Here is a 19,164-nt window from a genome sequence, read left to right as displayed (position 1 = left end):
CGAAAACTGGCGGTGCCCCCGTCCCGGTTCGATTGTCACCAAACTACCGGTCGATATCGAATGTCCCACATCGGCCGGATGCGGTCGGCGGCCCAGCCGAAGGACCTGGGGGCGGTGGAATTCGAAGGCCTCGAACGATTGCGAGTCTCAGAGTGCAATGGCGAGCTGCTTGAGGTGGACCCCAAGACGGAATTTTGGGTGCTGCGCTGCGGCTATGACTATTTCCAAGGGCATACATTCATCAGCCACGCAGATCCATCCGCAAACCGGATTCGTCAAGGAGGGCAGCTCTGATTTCTCACGGTGGGTCACTCTGGAGCGCTTGCATTGGGGGCCGGACGAAGCTTTGCAGCCGACCGATGTCGAGCTGGTCTGGATCGGTCAACTTGGCCGGATCGCGATTGGCGGCACCGAGCCACCGACGTTCCGCGCGGCAGCACTTCGCCTTCGACCTCGACGCCCTCCAACGCCGAGCGGAGCGTGCCCTGCGCCGACCCGTCGTAGTGCAGGCATTCCAGTATCGCGTTGGCATCCGCGAGGGATAGCGCGCGCCGGCGCGCGATTCCTATGCTCGCTATTACTTCCGGAATTCCGAGGAGCAGACGCAACTCCATTTTGGCTAGGACGTCGACTCTTCATCGCTTACCGAATAGCGACCCGCTGCGAGCCTTGAACACCTCGTTGGAACGAGCGGATGAAGCGTTTCAAGCCAATGCTGAGTGATCCATGTGTTGCAAGAACTGAAACACCGAGACCGTGCGCCGCAAACGGCTAGCTTGTTCCTTCAGCGATTGCCCAGTCTCGGACCAACAGCCCTAGAACGCCCAGCCCACGCGAATCCAGATACGTACACCGCGATCGGGTTCCGCCTGGGCGGGCGCCCCGCCACGCCACGCGACCGTGGCACTCCAGTCGAAGGCCCGCGCGTTGCCCCGCACGCCGATGCCAAGCCCATGCAGCGTGCGGCGGTTGCTACCGCTCATGAACGGGTGCTTGTTGATCTGCACACTGCCCACGTCGTAGAACACGCTGGGCACGAACATGGTGTGCACCACGTAGTACAGCTCGGTGCTGGCGGACCAGCCTTGGTCGCCCGATGCCTCGCCAGACGGGTACGCACGCAGGCCGCTGGCGCCGCCGAGGACGAACTTCTGATACGAATCCAGATTGCGTGAGGCCATCTGACCGCGCAACGTCAGCAGCGTGCCCAGGGATCCGCCCAGCCGCTGGTTGCGCTGCAGATCCAGATTGAGCGTGCTGTAGCGGCCCGCAGTCTGCGCGCCCAGCGCATCGATTGCGGCAGCATCGGCGGAGGTGATATCGAGGGTGCCCGTGCCGAGCCGCACGCTGGCTTGCGTGTCCGCGCCGGCGCCGAGGGCGTCCCGGCCGCTGAACAGGAGGTTCGCGCTGAAATGCCGGGCGCGCTTGGCAGTATTGGTGCTGGTGGCGCCCACTTGGTCGACGATGGCCCGATGTTCCGCACTGAATTGCGCGAAGACGTTGGCAGCGACGCTGCGCACGATCGGGTACGACATATTCCACTCGGCAACGTTGGCATGGCCGGTGGCATCCAGCGCCGCAAAGGTGGAGCCCAACACGTAGCGCGTGCGCGTGAAGCTGGCGCCCGTCGTCAAACCGCTGCTGCCCAACGGCACCTGCGCAGCCAGGCGGCCGTAGTAGAGATCGCTGTCGCTGGCCAGCACGCGGGCGCTGATCTGTTCACCCCGGCCCAGCGGGCTATTGAGGTTGACCGTGCCGCCCACACGCTCACGCCCCGTGTAGCGCGAACCGAAGTTGTCCGCCTCCAGCCGGCCATTGACGAGCGGCGCAGGTTGGTTGTCGACCGTCAGTACAGTCTGACCCGGCTGGACACCGGCCTCCAGCGTGGCGTTGATGTTTGCGCCCGGCAGATCTGACAGCAGCAGCAACGCACGGTCGACCGATGCCTGCTCAAGCGGAGCATCGCGTGGGATGGCAGCCAAATGGGCCCCGATCACATCGGCGTGCAGGCGGCTACCGTCGGCTACGTGTACACGCACGTCAGAAACGACGCCCTCCACCACGCGAATCTCGATCTCGCCGTTGCGCACGAACTGCGCGGGCAGATACGCACGCGCCAGCGGCCAGCCGTGCGTGCGATAGAACTGCGTGATGCGCGCGGTGCCGCGTACCAGTTCGTCCAGCGTGTACGTTCCGCCGTTGAGGTCTGCGACGAGCGCTTCGAGCACCTCCGTGGAGTACATCCGCGCGCCCGTCACATGTACCTGGCGTACGAGGATCGGCGTGGTGTCATCGGTGGCAGCGCTGTCATCCTGTTTGGCAGGCAGCCCTTGCAGCGATGTATTGCCCGTGGGGGCACTAAGCGCAGGAGCCGGTGCCACATCGCGCGCCACGTCACCGGCATCAGGCCGGGGCAGCTCGACCGCCAGCGCAGGCGCGCCGGCCAAGCACAACAGTGCAGGCGGCAACGTCCGGCGCACACGCGCGGCAACTGGTTTGAGGCGCATCGTCATTCGGCGGCCTTCTCGCGGCTGACTGGCGTGTCGACGTCCGCCAGCGGCACATGGTCGAAGATCGCCGAGGGCGTGCGCCAACCATGCTCGAGCGGTTCGGCCGGTGCGGGGGCGGAAGACAACCCCGCCAGGCGCGCCTTGACCTGCGTATCGATGATCGGCGCGGGCGACGGCGCTACGCCGCTGCTCTGCGGTGCGGGTACCGCCACGACGGGCACCGGCACGAGCACAGGCGGTGCCTGGGTGACCGTCAACGTGCCGGGTGCGTAGCGAATGCTGTAGTTGTTTGCGATCAGCCCGCCGGGCAGCACGGCGTAGCGCCCGGCTGGCGAGGCGATGGTCGCATCCGTCGCGAACGTCAGCGTGCCTTGCAAGCCGGCGGTCTGCGGCGTCTGCCCGTTCACCAGGCCGGTATAGGCGACGCTGAATGCGGGGTTGGCCTGGCCGGCAACACGGGTGGCGTCGTTGGCAGTGATCAACAACGACGCGGGCGTGATGGTGAATGCGTGCCCGGCCGCTAACTGCACCTGATAGCCCAGGCGGTCGGCCAGCGTGCCGAGGTTGACGGCATAGCGGCCGGCATCCTGTCCGGCGGTGCGCGCGAGACTGCCCGCCAAGCTTTGCGCAACCGTATCGCCGTTTGCCAAGCCTGTGGCGCTGTAGGCCAGGCTCGGGTCGGTGGCGCTGCCCCCGTCGTACACCTTGGTGTTGGATGCGTCCGTGGGCGTGACGGTAACGGTGGGCCGCTCGCGATACATCACGTTGGTCAGGCCATCGCCAACACCGGCTGCGCCAGCGGCATCGCCGTCCTGCCGGTTGTAGCGGAAGTTGCCGCTGCCGGCCGCTGCTCGGCTGGCCAGCGTTCCGCCCAGCACGGTGGAACTCAGCGCCCCGGTGTACACCGTGACGGTGCGGCCGGCGTCCACGGCCAGCGTCGCGCCGCTGTGCACGTCACCGCCCGCCGCTACGCCGCGCCCGGTGGCCGCACCGGCCGACAGCGTCAGGTCGCCACCAGTGATGGACCAGTTGCCCTGCGCGGTCAGGTCGCCTGACATCGTTGTGAGCTTCGTGTCACCGGCCGAGGCGACGCCCGTTACCGTCAGCGCGCGGCCGTTGACGACATCCACGCCCCCCGCTTGCGTGACGGCCAGCGTTGTGAGCGCATTGCCGGTGTTGGTCAACGCAATGGTTGAGTTGCCGCTGTCGAGCGTCGTGGTACCTGCAACCGCCAGCGCCCCGCTCTGGCTGATACCGACAGCCGTTGCGTTCAGGTTGCCGCTCAGCGCAGAGGTGCCCATCGTCAACGCCCCGCTGTCAACTAACGTAGCGTTGCTGCCCGTGAGCGAGACTGCACCGCCGAAAGTATTGCCGACATTGGCGAGCGTGATGGCGGACGTGCCCGCGTTGAGCGTACTGGTGCCCGACACGTTGACGGCGCCCGTTTGCGAAATACCCGACGCTGTCGCGTTCAGGTTGCCGCTTAGGTTAGAGGTGCCCAGCGTCAACGCTGCGCTATTGGCTAGCGTCGCATCGCTGCCCGTCAACGACACCGCGCCGCTGAAGGCGTTGCCCGTGTTGGCCAGCGTGATGGCGGATGTGCCCCCATTCAACGTGCTGGTACCGCCGATGGACACCGCGCCGCTCTGGCCGATGCCGGCAGCCGTTGCATTCAGGTTGCCGGTGAGCGTCGAGGCACCGAGCGTCAACGCTGCGCTATTGGCTAACGTAGCGCCGCTGCCTGTTAGCGAAACTGCGCCCCCGAACGTATTGCCTGTGTTGCCCAGCGTGATGGCCGATGTGCCCGCGTTGAGCGTACTGGTGCCCGCCACGGTAACGGCGCCCGTCTGTGTGATGCCCGGTGCGCTGAGGTTCAACGCGCCGCTCAGGTTGGAGGTGCCCAGCGCCAACGCTGTGCTGTTGGCCAGCGTGGCATCGGCACCGCTCAGCGCAACCGAGCCGCTGAAGGCGTTGCCGCTGTTGGTCAGGCTGATGCTGTTTCCATTGCCGGTGCTCGTGATGGAGGTGTTGCCGCCTACATTGAACGAGCCACCGTGCGTGGTGTCGTCTTGCACGGAGCCTGCCGTCGTGACGATGGACAGACTGCCGGGTGTGGTAAGACCGCCCTTGTTCCAAAACGCCCGGCGTGCCGCTGCCTGGCTGGCCGCCGTGATGGTGACGGGCGCCGCCGTCGCAAACGTAAGCGTCGCACCGCCGCCGATGTAAAACCCGCTGTACCCGCTCACGCTATCCAGCGCCTGCGCGTTGATGTTGATGGCCGAGGCAGTCGGCGCGCTCATCGTGACAGCACCGGTGCCCGAGCCCCACACGCCATCGCCGCCCGCGTTGGATCCCGCAATGGTGATCGGCCCCGACGTGGCCGTGAGATTGACCTTGCCCTCCAGCTTGACTGCCGCGTTGGTGTTGCTCGTGCTGCTGGCGCCGCCCACCACGCTGTTGGTGCCTGTGATGTTGATCGTGCCGCCCGTCAGGCTGGCCGCGCTGATACTGCTGCCTGCTACATCCACGGCGGAAAGCTGGTTCCGGTACGTCGTGGAGAGCGGATTACTGGCCGTGCCCGTAATGGTGAGCGCGCCGCCGGTCGACAACGCATCGAGGGCGCTCAACGTAACCCCGCTGCCGGCCCACGTAGCGGTGGCCCCGGCGGCGGTGCCGTTGAGCGCGATCGCGCCGCCTCCCGTGCTGTGCAGCGTGTTGCTGCCCGCCAAGTAGACCCCAATGTTGTTGGTGGAAAACAGCGGCGCCCCGCTGCTGTTGGTGCCGGTGACGGTGGCCACGCCGCCGCTGGTGCCCGAGACTGTGATCGCCCCCGACGCGGTGGTCAGCGTGTTCGCGCTCAGGAAAACGCCCTGGCTGTTGGCGTTGCTCGGTAGCACGCCCGACAGACTGATGTTGCCGGTACCGGCGGTGGTCCACATGCTGTTCTGCAGGCTGAGCGCAGGCGACGTGGCCGACTGCGCGCCGCTGGCCGTGGCGCTGATGTTGCCGCCGTTGGCGCTGATATCGAGATAACGCAGGTTGATGCCGCTGGTGGTGGCCGTGCTGGTGGTGGCGTTGGCCGTCATCGACACATCCAATGCACCACTGGTGCTGGTGATGCTCCGGTGCGTGCCGCTGCTGGCGTTGGTGGTGATGCGCCCATCGGCAATCAGCGTCAGGCTGGCATTGCTGCCGGCCGTCTTGGCGATGCTCCCGTTGATCGCGATGTTGCCTTCCTGCACGCCGGCACCGGTGGTGGTGATCGTTACGTTGCTGCCGCTGTTCAGGAGGCTCTGGATGCTGCTGATGTTGACCAGCGAGCCGGTGGCGCTGGGCGTCCACACGCCGCTGGAGAAACTGCCGCCCGTTTGCGTGCCAGTCGAAATGGTGACGTTGTATGGGTCCAGCAGCCACGAGCCGCCAGCGCCACCCGCCACGCTCACTGCAATGCCGTCGGTGTCCAGCGCATGGCCTGAGGTCTCGACATGGCCGCCCTGCCCGCCCTGCGCACCGCCGTTGGCAGCCAGCGTACCGTGCACGTTGGCCACGTCGGTCCCCCAGACGATGATCTTGCCGCCGCTGCCACGGGTGGTGGCGCTCGCATCGATGGTGGCATCCGGCGCAACGTACGTTGCCGCCGCATTCGGCTCAGGGCCTTCGCCGCGCGCGTTGCCGCCAATCAGTACCGCTCCGCCGCCGGCCGTACCACGCACGTCAACCTGCGCGCCGTCAAACAGGCCCACTTTATCACCCAAGACCTTGATGGTGCCGCCCACACCGGCGGCGTCCGTGGCACTTGCATCGAGCTTGCCGCTCACTTCGGTAACACCCACCATCGGGTCGCCCACCAATTCGATGGAGCCCTGCCGGTTGGCCACCGTGCGCGCCTGCACCACGCCGGTCATATTCACGACGGACTCGCTCAGTGCATCCAACCCGCGCGCGGTCAACACCACACGCCCGCCGTCGGCCACGATCACGCCGCCGTTGTTGACCAGCGTGCGGGCCGCGCCCTGGCTGATCGTGTAGCCCAACGGACTGCCGTCGGCCAGAGTGAGCGTCAAGGCCCCCGCGCCGGCCAGCAGTACGTCACCCCCGGGAGCGTGGATGCTGCCGGTGTTCTCGACCCGGTTGGCGATGAGCGCCACCTTGCCGCCACTCGGCACTCTGATCGCCCCCTGGTTGATGACGCCAGCCGTGCTGCCGCCCGAAAACGCATAGCGACCGGCTTCAAAATCCGTATTGCTGAGATTCAGTGTGCTCGCCACCAGCCCGCCCACGTTGACCTGCGCGCCCGCACCAAACAGTACGCCATTGGGGTTGAGCAGAAACACCGTGCCATTGGCACTGAGCGTGCCGAGGATGCTGCTTGCCTCATTGCCGGTGACCCGGTTCAGGGCAATGGCTCCTGTGCCGGGTTGGATAAAGTTAACGGACTCACCAGGCTGAATGTTGAAGCGCGACCAATCGACGGCGAGTCTGGGTGTGGTCTGCGTGATGGTGGTGGTGGCGCCGTTCTGCCCAATGCTGCCTGCACCGGAGGTCACAACGCCGCCAGCAGGCGCTGCCAACACCGGGGCGCTGGCAATCAGGCCGGCCGCCAGCACAGCGGCACCAGCCCGGCCCCCTCTGGCGTGCTCAGCCACAGCGACCCAGGTTTGGGCGGTGCGGCTCCATATCAGACGATAGAGTCGGTTCTTAGTGGCATGTCGATGCATGGGATTCGGTCAGAACCCACGCAAAATGTGACACTAAAGGCGCGGGACCTAAAAAGGGGTTAATTCTTAGCTATTCGGCGCATCTTAAATTTCACTGAATCCCGCATTTACCCTAACTCATTTGGATTAGTTGAGCCGACGCGCGAACAAATAGCTTTAGTGCCCTCACATAGATGCGCACCAATATGGCATCGACCTAAATCAAAACTCCGGCCCTCGACAGAGCATGCGAGCCTGCATTGGCTTGGTAGTCCCGCGCCGGACTTCAGCATCACGATCCATCGGCGAGATAGCATAGGCGCAGGGCCTCGGCTATGTACTTTTGTACCATGCGCACCGACACCTCCAGGCGGGCGGCGATCTCCGGGTAGGTCAGCCCATCGAGCTGGCTGTAGAGGAACGCAGTGCGTGCCTTGGCGGAGAGCCCATCCAGCACGCGGTCGATGGTAACCAGCGCCTCGAGAATCAGCACACGCTCTTCGGGCGACGGCACTGCCGTTTGAGGTTGCGTGGCCACCCAGGCCAAATAGCCCTGCTCCAGGTCACGACGGCGCCAAATTTCGTACAGCAGCCGCTGCGCGATGGTCGTGAGCAACGCGCGCGGCGCGCGCGTGTCCTGCCAATCGGGCTTGCGCAAGAGTTGGAGAAACGCCTCGGAAGCAATGTCTTCGGCGACAAAGCGGCAACCGATCTGTCGCCTCATGCGGCTGGTCAGCCAAACATAGTGTTGTAGGAACCAGTCCGAGGCCAGCTCGACCGCTGGCTGGCAAGCTTGCGTCACGGTACGCCTCCGCGAGAATCAGCGCAGTATTCATCGGCAAACGGCTCAGCATCCACCCAGGCACAGCCCCGACGCGCTCTGAGCAAGCGACGTGTTTCTACAGGCAAATATGCGGCATCAATCCTGTCATTGCCCTTTCATTCGTTGCGCTTTCGCTGCCAGCCGCTCGTCGCGCCGCTGCTGGCAAGTGCTGAGAGACCTCGTGGGCACCCAGCAGCTATTCAAGGTCATGACTCCTTTGCGCTCCGTCTATGGTGAAGAGCTAGGTAAACCTTGGCGCTGAGTTGGGTAGGCGAATGATCACGTCAAGACCGCCGCCTTCTCGCGGTTTAGCGTGAATTTCACCTCCATGCAGCGTTAGTGCGCGCCGCGCGATGGCCAGCCCCAGGCCGGTACCGGGCACCAACTGCACAGATGTATCGCGCTGATGCGGTTCAAGGCGCCGGAACGGTTCAAAGATATCTTCGCAGGATTCCGCTGGCACGCCCGGCCCCCGGTCGCTCACGCAAATTTCGAGCCACTCCGGTACGCCGTTTACCACTTGCGGCGACGCTAGCGTGCAAGCATTCACCTCCACGACCGTATGGGGGGCAGTGTATTTGATGGCATTGCGCACAACGTTCTCGAGCGCGCGGTAAAGCGGTTCTCCTACGACGTCTGCCACAAAGCTACCGGGTGCCACCAATGTCACTAGGCAGCCCCGCGCCCGCGCCTCGAAGGCGGCATCTTGCACGATGTCATCCAGCAGTTCCATCACATCCACGCGTTCGCGCGCCGAGTCCACGGCGCCCGCCTCCAGCTTGTGCAAGGTCAGCAGTTCCTCGATCAGTTGGTCGAGCCGCTGCGCTTCGCGTGCAATGCGCTCGGCCATCGCGGGGGCCGAGTGCGAGTCCTGCTGCATGAGCCCGATCGCGGCCTGGATGCGCGCCAGCGGCGACCGCAGCTCGTGCGACACGTCATAAAAGAGTTGACGCTGCTGCATCGAGGTCTGTTGCAGGCGCGCCGCCATGTCGTCGAACTCGTGCGCCAGAAGCGCGAACTCATCGTGCCGGGCACCGAGTGCGGGCAAAACGCGCACGTCGAAGCGCGCACGCGCCGCATCGCGCAATGCCTGAGTGAGATACCGCACCGGCTTGGAGATATGCCATGCCAATCCGAACGCCACCGGCAGGCTAACGGTGGCGCCCGCGAACACTGGGATCAAGAAAATCCAGCGCGGTGCATCGGGTGGTTGAACCCCACTGACACGCATATAGAAGGCGGCGCACGCGAATGCCGCGACCATGGTGAGCCAACCCATGAAGAAGATTCGCCAGAACAGGCGTCCGAGCGGCATTTGCATGGTTCAGTCCGCGAGCAGTTGGTAGCCCATCCCGCGCACACTGATAATCCACGGCTGTCCGTCCGGGCGCTGCCCCAGCTTCTGGCGGATGCTGCTGATGTGTACGTCGATGCGCCGATCAAAGCGGGCCAGCGGCCGGTCAAACGCCTGCAGGGAGATCTCATCCTTGCTGACCAGCCGCCCGGCCTGGCGGGCCAGGATTTCGATCAAACTGAACTCCGTTCCGGTCAACTCCAGCGGGGCACCTTGCCAACTGGCGCGCCGGCTGGAGGGCCAGAGCACGAGGGGCCCGATCTGGATCGAACTGCCGCTGCCTGCGGCGCCCACAGCAGGTGCGCGTCGGAGGATGGCTCGCAGGCGCGCGACCAGTTCACCCGGTGTACAAGGTTTTGGTACGTAGTCGTCGGCGCCAAGATTGAGGCCGGAAATGCGATCGATGTCATCGCCACGGGCCGTCAGCATCAGGACGGGCACGCGACTGGCGGTGCGAATCCGGCGCAGGGCGTCGATGCCCGACAGGCGCGGCATCATCACGTCGAGTACCACGATGGCAAAGCGCCCCGACAGCGCACAGACCACGCCGGCCTCACCATCGTGCGCGACCTCGGCGGCAAAACCTTCATTTGCCAAATATTGCACCAGCATCGCGGTCAGCTCGGCGTCGTCGTCCACCAGTAGAACCGGTGTCATCGAAGATGGGGCGGATAGCTCATGCGGCCAGTATGGCGCACTCGGTAGTGCGCGAGAAAGCCGTTCCCCCAGATTTTTACGCAACTTAACCCAACCATACCGCGCTGAATATTGCGCTCTGGACAATGGCACCCAACGGCCCAGCATGGGCCAGGGAGTGTGCATTGAACGGAATGGAGCAAAACCGGACGCGCCGGCCGTGGCTCGTCGCGATGGCGAGCAGCGTAGCATTGTGCGCCTGCGCTTTACAGCCACCTTACCAGCCACCGCCGGCCGACACAGCCACTGGCTGGCACGCCGAACTGCCTCATGGAGGCACGGTGGAGAACCTTATCGGCTGGTGGGGTCGCTTTGACGACCCCGCGGTGGCCGAGCTGGTTCGCATGGCTGAGACGGGCAGCCCCACGCTTGCCAAGGCAGTCGCCCGCATCAATGGGGCACGGGCCACACTCTCGTCGAGCAATGCCGATGCGTGGCCGTCGCTGACCGGCAGCGGCTCGGTCACGCGGGCCAAGTCGAACATGGCGCTGGGCAATGCCACGATCACCAGCCTGACGACCACACGCAGCATCGGGCAAGACGCCTCATGGGAGATCGATCTGTTCGGCAAGGTGCGTTCGGCGCGCGAGTCGTCGCAAGCGCAACTGGATGCCCGCATCGACGACTGGCACGACGCACGTGTTTCCCTCGCCGCCGAGGTAGCCGACACCTACGTGCAGTACCGCGCATGCCGCCAGCTTGCGCGCGCTTATGAACAGTCGGCCAGTTCATATGCGCAAACCGAGAACGCCACGCGTGCGGCGGTTGGTGCCGGCATGTCGGCCGCTTCCGATGGCTATCTGGCCGCAGCCAGCACAGCCAGCGCTCGCGCGGCCGCCACGCAACAGAACGTCGCCTGCGAAGAGCTGGTGAAGTCGCTGGTGGCACTTACGGGTGCCGACGAGCCAACGTTGCGCAACATCGTCGACCGGGCGGGCGCGCCGGACGTGCCCGAGCCGGCGGCCTTCCGCGTGGAGAGCATCCCGACCGACTTGGTGCGCCAGCGGCCCGACTTGGCATCGTCCGAACGTGCGCTGGCCGCAGCCTATGCCGACATCGGACAAGCCCGTGCGAATCGCTTTCCGAGCCTGTCCTTGTCGGGTTCGATGACGGTCTCGGCCACCAACCTGAGCGCGCCGCTGTCTGGCTGGTCGTTCGGCCCGAACCTGTCGGTGCCCTTGTTTGATGCGGGCAAGCGCCGCGCAGCGGTGGATTCGGCCCAGGCGAGCTATGACGCCCAGCTTGCCGCTTACCGCAGCGCCGTCCTGACCGCCGTCAAGGAGGTGGAAGTGGCGCTGGTGGACCTGGACGGCGCCGCCCGCCGCAGCGACGACACGCACCGCGCCGCCGAGCAATACCGCCACTACGAGCACGCCACGAAGATCAACTGGCGCGCAGGCTTTGACACGTTGCTCACGCTGGAGCAGGCACGCCGTTCCCTGACCAGCGCGGAGATTGCCACCATCGAACAGCAACGGGATCGCGTGCGGAGCTGGATCGCGCTCTACAAGGCGCTGGGCGGCGGCTGGCAAGTCACCAGTGCCACGCCATTGTCCTCTCACGCCGCAACTGCGCCCGCTGCCGCCCACGCCCTCGTCTTCTCGCAAGGAACCACACCGTGAAACTGAGTCGCCGCAACACCGCATTGGCGGCCTTCCTGATCGTTGCCTGCTTGGCCATGTGGCGCCTGACGCCGAGCACGCCCGCGCGCGCCGAACCGCACACGCCGGCCACCGTGCTGACCGTCAGCGTACTTGAACCGCAGTCCATCACCTGGCCCGACACCATCGACGCCAACGGCAGCACGGCCGCCTGGCAGGAAGCCGTGATTGGCGCCGAGACCGGCAGCCTGCGCATTACCGAATTGCTTGTCGATGTAGGCAGCAAGGTCAAACGCGGCCAACTGCTCGCGCGCCTGGCCGATGCCACCGCCACTGCCGACCTGCGCAAGCAGGAGGCCGCTGTCGCCCAAGCACGCGCCAACCTGCAGCAGGCTCAGGCTGATCTGAAGCGATCGAAGCTGGTGGCCGACAGCGGTGCAGTCTCCACGCAGAAGCTCGACGAATACCGCGTCACCGAAGCAGTCGACCGCGCCGCCCTGGCCTCGGCCGAAGCGGAATTGCAGAACAAGCGCACCGCCCTGTCGCAAACGCGCATCGTGGCGGTGGACGACGGCGTGATTTCGTCGCGTGCAGCGCTGCTTGGCAATGTGGTGGGCGCCAGCACGGAATTGTTCCGGCTCATCCGCCAGGAGCGCATCGAATGGCAGGCCGAGGTTGATGCGAAGCAGTTGGCGCGCATTCAGGCGGGGCAGGCCGCGCGGGTGACACTGCCGGGCGGCAAGGTGGTTGACGGCAAGGTGCGGCTTGTGTCGCCCACGTTGTCGACCAGTACCGGCCGGGCCATCGTCTATGTGGCCCTGGGCGGACACGATGCTCAGCCCGGCATGTTCGCCAGCGGCACCATCGAGCTGGGTACAGGGTCCGTGCTGACGCTGCCGGAATCGGCGCTGGTGCCGCGCGACGGCCGAACCGACGTCTACGTGCTCAACCGCGACGGCACCACCGCGGCGCGGCGCACCGTAGTGGCCGGGCGCCACCGCGATGGGCGTTGCGAGATTCTTTCCGGGCTCCAAGCCGGCGCGCGTGTCGTGGCCAGCGGTGGCGGCTTCCTGTCGGACGGAGCGCGCGTGAAGGTGTCGCTGCCCCAAGAAACTGGCACGGCTGGCGTCGCTGCGGCAAACGGCATTGCCACGACACGTGGAGTCCTGCTGTGAATGTCTCCTCCTGGTCGATCCGCAACCCCGTACCGGCAGTCCTGTGCTTCCTGCTGCTGACCACCTTCGGGCTGATCGGTTTTCACAAACTGCAGATCCAAGACTTCCCCGACATGGATCTGCCGGCCATCAGCATCGCCGCTTCGCTGGAAGGGGCCGCGCCGTCGCAGTTGGAGAACGAGGTAGCGCGCAAGATCGAAGACAAGCTGACATCGCTGTCCAAGCTGGACCACATCACCACCAAGATCACCGACGGCGCGGTCAATATCAACGTCACCTTCAAGTTGGAGAAAGACCCGCAGGCGGCGCTCTCGGAGGTGCGCAACGCCGTAGACAGCGCGCGGGCCAACCTGCCCGGCGAGATGGCGGCGCCCACCGTTTCCAAAAGCGATGCCGCGGGTGCGCCGCTGCTCACCTATACCGCCACCTCGACGGTGCTGGACGAGCAGGACCTGTCTTGGTTCGTCGACAACGAGCTGTCTAAGGCGCTACTGTCCGTCAAGGGGGTGTCCAAAGTGGACCGCATTGGCGGCATCGACCGCGAAGTGCGCATCGACCTGAATCCGGCGCTGATGGCTGGTCTCGGCTTGACGGCCGAGTCGGTGTCGAACCAGCTCAAGGCCATGCAGCGCGACCGCTCGGGCGGCCAGGGCGACATCGGCGGCCAGCGGCAGTCGTCGCGTACGCTGGTCGGCGTCGGCACCGTGCAAGACGTTGCGGCTCTGACGATCACCACCGGCGACGGCCGCCGCGTGCGCCTGGACCAGATCGCCCGCGTGAGCGACGGGGCAGCAGAGCGCACGACGTACGCCTACCTGGACGGCAAGCCGGTCATCGGTGTGCAGATCACGCGCACCAAGGGCAATTCAGATGTCACGGTACTGCACGACGTGCAGCGCGTCATCGCCACGTTTGCGGCAGCCCACCCCCAGGTGCACCTGAACGAAGCCAGCAACACCGTCGCCCCCGTCGAAGAGAACTACGAGGGGTCGATGCACATGCTGATCGAGGGGGCCGTGCTAGCCATCCTGGTCGTGTGGTGGTTCCTGCGCGATGGCCGGGCCACGCTGGTGTCGGCCGCGGCGCTGCCGTTGTCGATCATCCCGACCTTTGGCGTGATCTTTCTGGCCGGGTACTCGCTGAACGTGGTGACACTGCTGGCGCTGTCGCTGGTGGTCGGCATTCTGGTGGACGACGCTATTGTCGAAATCGAGAACATCGAGCGCCACCTGCGCATGGGAAAAACCCCGTTCCAGGCTGCGATGGAGGCCGCAGACGAAATCGGCCTGGCTGTGATCGCCACCACGTTTGCACTGGTGGCGGTGTTCCTGCCGACGGCTTTCATGGCCGGTGTGCCGGGACTGATCTTTCGACAGTTCGGGGTGACGGCATCGGTGGCGGTGGTGATGTCGCTTCTGGTCGCGCGCCTGCTCACGCCCATGATGGCGGCCTACCTGATGAAGGCGGCCAGCCATGTCGATCACAACGGCCCGTTGATGACGCGCTACCTGCACTGGGTACGCACCTGCCTGGACAAGCGCGGCCGCACAGTCATGGCGGTCGGTGTCTTCCTGCTGGTCTCGGTCGCAATGGTGGCCGCATTGAAGACCGGTTTCCTGCCACTGCAGGACAAGGCACAGACCCAGGTCAAACTGGAACTGGCGCCCGGCGCCACGCTGGGGCAGAGCCGCGTCACGGTCCTGCAGGCCGAGGCGCTCATCCGCCAACTGCCGGAGGTCAAGGGCGTCTTCGGCTCGGTGGGCAGCTCCAGCGGCAACGGCGACCCGATTGCAGCCTCCAGCAGCACGTCCGACGCGCGCAGCTCCACACTCATCGTTGATCTGGTGCCGCGCGGCGAGCGCAGCCGCAAACAGCCTGCGGTGGAAGACGCCATTCGCGCGAAGCTGCGCGCGCTGCCGGGCGTGCGCGTGTCGGTAAACAACGGAGGTAACGGCGAGAAGCTGCAGATCACCTTGGCTGGCAGCGACACGAACGCGCTCGAGGCCGCCGCAGGGACACTGGAAACGCAATTGCGTGCGCTGCATGGCATCGGTAACGTCACCTCTAGCGCCGCGCTGCAGCGGCCGGAAGTGCAGTTCTGGCCCGACCCGGCACGCGCTGCCTCGTTGGGCGTCACGGCCCAGGCCTTGGCCGACGCCATCCGCATCGGCACCTATGGCGACTACTCGACCACGCTGCCCAAGCTGAACCTGCCCGAGCGGCAGATTGCCTTGCGCGCGCGCATTGATCCAGCATTGCGGCGGGATCTGGACACCATTGGCCAGCTGCGGGTGGCGGGCACACATGGTAGCGTGACGGTGGCATCGGTGGGCACGCTCTCCATCGGCAGCGGCCCCTCGCAGATCGACCGGCTGGACCGCGACCGCAACATCACCCTGTCCGTCGAACTGAATGGTCGCACGCTAGGCGAAGTCAATCGCGAAGCGCAGCAACTGCCGGCGCTCTCGCACCTTCCGCCTGGCGTGCGCCAGGTCGAGCAGGGCGAGGTACAGAACATGAGTGAGCTGTTCCAGAGCTTCGGCTTAGCCATGGCCATCGGCATCTTCTGCGTGTATGCGGTGCTCGTACTGCTGTTCCGCGACTTCCTGCAGCCGGCCACCATCCTGTGTGCGCTGCCGCTTTCGCTTGGTGGGGCACTGCTGTCGCTGTTGATCACCGGGCTGAGCTTTTCCATGCCGGCGCTGATCGGCCTGCTGATGCTCATGGGCATCGTGACCAAGAACTCCATCCTGCTGGTCGAGTACGCCATCATGGCCCGACGCGAACACGGCATGACCCGGCTGGAGGCGTTGATGGACGCGTGCCACAAGCGTGCCCGTCCGATTCTGATGACGACCATTGCCATGGGCGCCGGTATGCTGCCCAACGCGCTCGGTCTGGGGGCAGAACCCAGCTTCCGACAGCCCATGGCCATCGTCGTGATCGGTGGGCTGCTCGCCTCCACCCTATTGAGCTTGCTTGTGATCCCAGTGGTCTTCACGTACGTGGATGACCTGGAACAGCAGTTGCGCCGCCGCTTCAAGCGCGACCCAGCAGCGCAGGGCACCGACTTGCCTCCGGTGCTGGGCTCGGACGCAGGCTAGGTATGGAAACCGTTCCCGACCTGATGATGTGGCACGCGTGCGACGCGGTGTACCGGCGGCCCATGCTGGCGCCGGGCGAATCAGCGCATTGCGAAATGTGCGAGGCAACCCTGCAGCGCGCCGGCCAGCTCGGCAACGATGGTTGGCCGTCCCTGACCGTAGCGGCGGCCATCGCCTACGCGATCGCCAGTGTCTGCACAGCCATCCGTCAACCTGTGCGGCGCCCACAACACGGCCACGCTATGGCAATCCGCCGCGGCACCCATTGCCGTCCCCACGGCGATGGCCGTAATCGTCGTGCAGCTTGCCCAGATTGGGTTGCTAGGTTGGGTCCTGGCCCATGCGCGCATGGGTCGACAGGCAGCCGGATTCGCGACAGCCATGAGGTTACTTGCCGCGATGCGGCCGTGAAGCATGGTCGAGGTCGCCTTGCTTGGCATCTTGGTGGCCGTGATCAAACTCTCGGACTATCTGCGGGTGGCGCAAGGTGCCGGCGCACGGCCATGCTTGGACGCGCTGATGACAGCGCAATACTGGAGGGTGTTGCCGCATTCCAGCGCGCAGGTTCGCCCGGCATCGCTCTAGTGAGCTTCATCGCAAGCGTGGCGGTTCCATGTGCGAAGGTTCTAGCCTCGAGCTACTGTTGGCAACAGCGCAGCGTGGCGGCCCTTGGGCGCGCCGAGAGCGTGCGACGCTCTATCGCCTCGTCGAGCTGGTCGGCTACTGGTCGATACTCGACGCGCTGGTGGTGGCCATCGTCACCTCGCTGGTCAAGTTCGGAGCGCTCGCCAGGGTCGAGCCGCGACCGGGCATCCTCTTCTTCGGGGCATGGTGCCCCTGACCATGCTCTCCGCCATGCAATTCGATCCCCGCTTGATTTGGGACGGACAACGAACATGAATGAGTCCCTTGAACAAGCGCCCGCAGCAACGCAGCAGCGTCGCCCCTTCTGAACGCACCAGTAAGACTCCTGTCGGCGAGACAGCCCACGCAACACTCCGTGCTAGAGAGAAGAGCGGCGTGCCGCTGGGTCGTGTCGCAAGAGCTGCCCGTAGGGTCGCACTACGCAGTGGCATCGACGCGAAAGAACGCTACCGCTGCGCTGAGTTGATGCCCCTGTTCCTGCAAGGCTGCTGATGCAGCGGCAGCCTGCTCCACCAGCGCGGCGTTTTGCTGGGTCGCCTCGTCCATCTGCGTGACCGATTGGCTCACCTGCTCGATACCACGGCTTTGCTCGGAAGATGCAGATGCGATATCGCCCATGATGCCCGTAACGCGCTCAATTGCGTGCGTGACTTCTGACATCGTCTTGCCCGCATCGTCGACCAGCAGTGCACCGCTTTGGATTTTCTCAACCGACGTCGCGATCAGCGTCTTGATATCCTTTGCAGCGCTGGACGAGCGCTGAGCCAACGTGCGCACCTCAGTGGCGACCACCGCAAAACCACGGCCTTGCTCCCCAGCGCGCGCGGCCTCCACCGCGGCGTTGAGCGCCAGAATGTTGGTCTGGAACGCAATACTCTCGATCATGCCGGTGATCTCTGCAATACGGGTAGAACTGTCGCTGATTTCATTCATCCGCCCTACGACCTGATCGACAACCGCTTTGCCCTTGTGCGCAGTTGCAGCAGCCTCGGTTGCCAGCTTATTGGCCTGCTGTGCGTTGTCGGCATTCTGTCTGACTGTGAAGGTGAGTTGCTCCATGCTCGATGCCGTTTCTTCCAGCGAGCTTGCCTGTGCTTCCGTGCGGGACGAGAGATCGAGGTTCCCGGCAGCAATCTGCTGCGTAGCGGCGGCGATCGTCTGTGTACCATTGCGCACCTGACCAACCACCCCTGTTAGGCTGCTCGTCATGTCGCGCAGTGCCGATAGCAATTGCCCGGTCTCGTTCGTGCCCCTGGCTTCGATGTGGTGGGTCAAATCTCCTGCAGCCACCGCGTTGGCAAGCATCACGGCTTCGCCCAGCGGACGGGTGATGGACCGCGTAACACCAAAAGCCAAAATCACGCTCAATACGAGCGAGCCTGCCACTGTTGCCAGCATCAGTTGGATTGCTCGTGCGTAGCCGCCCTCCACCTTTGCCGCTGCGTCCTGATTCAGCTTCATCTGCCAGTCGATGAGGGACCGAACCAGACCGAACAACGCATCTTGAACCGGCTGAACATCTCGGCTCAGGAAAATCGCTGCTGCCTCGGTATTGCCCTCATCGACCAGCGGAAGAATTTTGCCGTAGAGGGGCATGACTTCATTCTTTCGAGCCTCAATTGCCGCATGGAGCTGCTGGCCTTCCGCAGTGCTAACCAACGGTTTTATCTTCGCCAGATCTTGGTCGAGTTTCTGCCGGTTCTTGGCGATACGCGAGCGCATCGTTTCCTGCAGCTCTCGGTCTTGGTAGATCACATAGTTGCGGACCGCCCTCGATATCTCGTTCAGGTCATCCTGCAGCTCATAAGCGAGGCGGATCTTTTGGTTGTTGCTGTGGACGATCAAATCCGTCTGTTCCTTGCCGGAGAGGATCGAGCTCCACCCAACGTAGGCGTTGACCAGCAGCAAGACGACAAGCATGGCAAAGCACAGACCAAGCCGAACCGAGATCTTCATATTGCGTAGCAGCATATTGTCGATAGAGTAATTGTCGGCGGACTTGTGAAGCCTGCCAGCATAAAAGACAGGGACAGTGAAACGGTTGACGCGCTGGTGAGCCCGCCTTGCTCTTTGGTATACGGGTCATTCCGACGCCTCTTAAATTTCTTAAGAATATTTGAGGATCGGTTGGCGACCATCGCGGCATGCCGGGTCGCAAGAGAGCACCCGCGTCCTTCTTGGAGTCGGTGAAAGGTCGAGGAAGGGTAAGCGGGGATATGCTCGCCGAACAGACTGCCGTGATCGACAGTGTCTGGCCGCATCGCAAACGCCGGATGATTGACGTAGAGGTGCGTTGGTGACGGTGCATCAAGTTGATGAGCGAGCGTGCCGATAAGCGAGTTGTCGACATAGATGCGCAGAGTCGCGCCTATACCGCCCGCCACTTTCTGAGACCACCTTCATGACACGTCTATTCAGTATCCGTTTCCGGCTGATGGCCTCGGTTTCACTGCTATTTTTGCTCGCTTTGCTGATTGGCGTGGCTGGCCTGCTCGGGCTGCGCGATGCCAACCGCGCGCACGAACAGACCTTCACCAACCAGTTTCCGTCTGCGCTTTC

Annotated in this window: 10 protein-coding genes and 3 pseudogenes; 7 read left to right on the top strand and 6 right to left on the bottom strand. The window is 64.5% G+C overall.

Going from position 1 to position 19,164, the window contains the following annotated elements; translation table 11 throughout:
- Nucleotides 1-294, top strand: a pseudogene (locus R2N16_RS24985) (hypothetical protein); the annotation flags it as partial.
- Between the two features lie 521 nt (nucleotides 295-815).
- Here R2N16_RS24985 and R2N16_RS24980 read toward each other — a convergent pair.
- The 5 genes from R2N16_RS24980 to R2N16_RS24960 all read right to left on the bottom strand — a co-directional run bounded on the left by R2N16_RS24980 (nucleotide 816) and on the right by R2N16_RS24960 (nucleotide 10,041).
- Complete coding sequence (locus R2N16_RS24980) at nucleotides 816-2,513, bottom strand: ShlB/FhaC/HecB family hemolysin secretion/activation protein (protein WP_316669659.1); 1,698 nt, start codon at nucleotides 2,511-2,513, stop codon at nucleotides 816-818.
- Entirely contained in the window at nucleotides 2,510-7,228 is a 4,719-nt protein-coding gene (locus tag R2N16_RS24975) for a two-partner secretion domain-containing protein (protein ID WP_316669657.1), read from the bottom strand. The genes R2N16_RS24980 and R2N16_RS24975 overlap by 4 nt, the downstream gene beginning before the upstream one ends.
- Nucleotides 7,229-7,499: 271 nt before the next feature.
- A complete protein-coding gene (locus tag R2N16_RS24970) occupies nucleotides 7,500-8,009 on the bottom strand; it encodes a sigma-70 family RNA polymerase sigma factor (RefSeq protein ID WP_316669655.1) in 510 nt (169 codons plus the stop codon).
- Between the two features lie 262 nt (nucleotides 8,010-8,271).
- Complete coding sequence (locus R2N16_RS24965; RefSeq protein ID WP_316669653.1) at nucleotides 8,272-9,351, bottom strand: HAMP domain-containing sensor histidine kinase; 1,080 nt, start codon at nucleotides 9,349-9,351, stop codon at nucleotides 8,272-8,274.
- Between the two features lie 3 nt (nucleotides 9,352-9,354).
- Nucleotides 9,355-10,041, bottom strand: coding sequence for a response regulator transcription factor (locus tag R2N16_RS24960; RefSeq protein WP_316669663.1), 687 nt, complete (start codon nucleotides 10,039-10,041; stop codon nucleotides 9,355-9,357).
- 173 nt (nucleotides 10,042-10,214) lie between these two features.
- Here R2N16_RS24960 and R2N16_RS24955 point away from each other — a divergent pair, with 173 nt between their 5' ends.
- The 5 genes and pseudogenes from R2N16_RS24955 (at nucleotide 10,215) to R2N16_RS24930 (ending at nucleotide 16,801) form a co-directional block, all read left to right on the top strand.
- A complete protein-coding gene (locus R2N16_RS24955; protein WP_316669651.1) occupies nucleotides 10,215-11,702 on the top strand; it encodes an efflux transporter outer membrane subunit in 1,488 nt (495 codons plus the stop codon).
- Nucleotides 11,699-12,856 carry an efflux RND transporter periplasmic adaptor subunit gene (locus tag R2N16_RS24950; RefSeq protein WP_316669649.1) on the top strand — a complete coding sequence of 386 codons (1,158 nt, stop codon included), beginning with the start codon at nucleotides 11,699-11,701 and terminating at the stop codon, nucleotides 12,854-12,856. The genes R2N16_RS24955 and R2N16_RS24950 overlap by 4 nt, the downstream gene beginning before the upstream one ends.
- The gene (locus R2N16_RS24945) at nucleotides 12,853-15,960 is read left to right on the top strand and encodes an efflux RND transporter permease subunit (RefSeq protein ID WP_316669647.1); all 3,108 of its coding nucleotides are present in this window, start codon (nucleotides 12,853-12,855) and stop codon (nucleotides 15,958-15,960) included. Before R2N16_RS24950 ends, R2N16_RS24945 begins: the two co-directional genes overlap by 4 nt.
- A gap of 282 nt (nucleotides 15,961-16,242) precedes the next feature.
- Nucleotides 16,243-16,545: pseudogene (locus R2N16_RS24940) on the top strand (paraquat-inducible protein A).
- Nucleotides 16,464-16,801 (top strand): annotated as a pseudogene (locus tag R2N16_RS24930) (paraquat-inducible protein A). The pseudogenes R2N16_RS24940 and R2N16_RS24930 overlap by 82 nt, the downstream one beginning before the upstream one ends.
- A gap of 221 nt (nucleotides 16,802-17,022) precedes the next feature.
- Here the strand turns inward: R2N16_RS24930 and R2N16_RS24925 are convergent.
- Nucleotides 17,023-18,561 carry a methyl-accepting chemotaxis protein gene (locus tag R2N16_RS24925; RefSeq protein ID WP_316669643.1) on the bottom strand — a complete coding sequence of 513 codons (1,539 nt, stop codon included), beginning with the start codon at nucleotides 18,559-18,561 and terminating at the stop codon, nucleotides 17,023-17,025.
- Between the two features lie 445 nt (nucleotides 18,562-19,006).
- On the opposite strand from R2N16_RS24925, the gene R2N16_RS24920 reads away from it, so the two are divergent.
- The coding region (locus R2N16_RS24920; RefSeq protein ID WP_316669661.1) for a Tar ligand binding domain-containing protein at nucleotides 19,007-19,164 on the top strand (158 nt) is incomplete at its 3' end.

It is taken from the genome of Ralstonia psammae (assembly GCF_958405935.1).
In the GTDB taxonomy this organism is placed as follows: Bacteria; Pseudomonadota; Gammaproteobacteria; order Burkholderiales; family Burkholderiaceae; genus Ralstonia; species Ralstonia psammae.
The sequence above is the reverse complement of the archived record's forward strand: the minus strand, read 5'-3'. Positions and strand labels throughout refer to the sequence as shown.

Coding starts and splice junctions, on each gene's coding strand:
- R2N16_RS24955 (WP_316669651.1), top strand. CDS start 10,215: ATGGAGCAAAACCGGACGCGCCGGCCGTGGCTCGTCGCGATGGCGAGC.
- R2N16_RS24965 (WP_316669653.1), bottom strand. CDS start 9,351: ATGCAAATGCCGCTCGGACGCCTGTTCTGGCGAATCTTCTTCATGGGT.
- R2N16_RS24925 (WP_316669643.1), bottom strand. CDS start 18,561: ATGAAGATCTCGGTTCGGCTTGGTCTGTGCTTTGCCATGCTTGTCGTC.
- R2N16_RS24960 (WP_316669663.1), bottom strand. CDS start 10,041: ATGACACCGGTTCTACTGGTGGACGACGACGCCGAGCTGACCGCGATG.
- R2N16_RS24980 (WP_316669659.1), bottom strand. CDS start 2,513: ATGACGATGCGCCTCAAACCAGTTGCCGCGCGTGTGCGCCGGACGTTG.
- R2N16_RS24975 (WP_316669657.1), bottom strand. CDS start 7,228: ATGCATCGACATGCCACTAAGAACCGACTCTATCGTCTGATATGGAGC.